At 42.6% G+C, this 1,436-nt stretch carries 2 protein-coding genes; both read right to left on the bottom strand.

The features are described from left to right. A partial coding sequence (locus ACE1CM_RS05350) for a condensation domain-containing protein (RefSeq protein ID WP_374876372.1) occupies positions 1–1,000 on the bottom strand: 1,000 nt, incomplete at its 3' end. Continuing rightward, on the bottom strand, positions 997–1,436 hold a 440-nt coding region (locus ACE1CM_RS05345; RefSeq protein WP_374876371.1), incomplete at its 5' end, for a phosphopantetheine-binding protein. The genes ACE1CM_RS05350 and ACE1CM_RS05345, both read right to left, overlap by 4 nt.

Raw genomic sequence — 1,436 nt, 5'->3', positions numbered from 1 at the left:
CAAACGCTGCCAGCAGGGTCATAAATAGGGTACTGCCATTGTCTTCACTCAGCTTTTCCAATTGTTGCGTCAACTGCTGATCGAGTGCAAAAGTCTGAGTGTGTCCGCGATAAGTCTGCACGGGTGGGCGAGGGCGATCGCTGGGTAATGCCAACAAATAGGGCGCTCCCGTTAACTGTTTTTGCCAATATTGCAGTTGCTTGTGTTGCACTTCTCCAGTCAACCACTGCCGCTGCCAAAGGGCAAAATCAGCGTACTGTACAGATAACTCAGGTAAGGGACTGGGCTTTCCCTGACTATAGGCTTGATAGAGGGCAGATAATTCTTGGTTAAATATTTCTACCGACCAACCATCACCAGCGATGTGGTGGATAGTCAATAACAATATGTACTCAAAAGGCTGTATTCGCAACAAAGTAGCTCGTAATAATGGAGCTTGTGACAAGTCAAAGGGTTTCTGAGCTTCTTTGTGAGCGAACTGTTGGACTTGAGTTTCCTGTTCCTCTGCTTTTAGGTGTTGCCAGTCCCAAACCTCAATTTCAAAGGGAACTTTTGGGTCAATGACTTGCTCTAAGGTACTATTAGCAAAGTGAAAGTGGGTGCGGAATACCTCATGGCGTCGAATAATTTCGGCAAGAGCTTGCTGGAGGGCTACTCTATTAAGATCTCCAGTGATTCGCATCACTCCCTGCTCAATGTAAGGAGCTTTTAAACCTTCAAGTTGATCGAGAAACCACAATCTTTCTTGAGCAAAAGACAAAGGTAAGCCTCTGTCTCTTGGAAGAACTGTAATTGCGGGAAGATTGGTGTAGGTATCCTGTCTAACTCGCTGCAAAAACGATATAATTTCTGATTTGCGTTCAGCGATTTGTTTTTGTAATGCTGGCGTTAGCACTCCTTTAGGAGCTTTACAACGTAATTTATTTCCCTCATACGAAACTTGAATATTGAGTTGACGCAATTGAGAGAGTAACTCAAATATACTTTGATTTTTTTTCATATTTCTATCTCTTCGATGCTTGTTTCTGAATCTTGGATCTCTTGTCCCACCCAATTAATCGTCTCAATGTAATCTGCTACACTATTAACGGTAGGGTTTTCAAAAAAATAACTTAGGGTTAAATCTATCTGGAATATTTGTTTAATTCTAGATATAACCCGAGTCGCTAATAGAGAATCTCCACCCATTTCAAAGAAGTTGTCATCAATACCAACTCGCTCAACATTCAGAAGGTTTTCCCATATACGAGCTAAATCTTGTTCAACAGGAGTACGAGGAGCAATAAAGTTTCGGGGCTGTGAAAATTGCAGGGAATCAGGAAGAGGAAGAGCCTGACGGTCAACTTTACCATTAGCCGACAAAGGAAAAGACACAAGTTTGACAAATTCCACCGGCAGCATATACTCAGGCAAACGCAATCGTAAATGCTGGCGCA

The sequence above is a fragment of the Microseira sp. BLCC-F43 genome (assembly GCF_041929235.1).
Lineage (GTDB): Bacteria > Cyanobacteriota > Cyanobacteriia > Cyanobacteriales > Aerosakkonemataceae > Microseira.
Note: the sequence above shows the minus strand (reverse complement) of the source record. Positions and strands in the feature narration are given on the sequence as shown.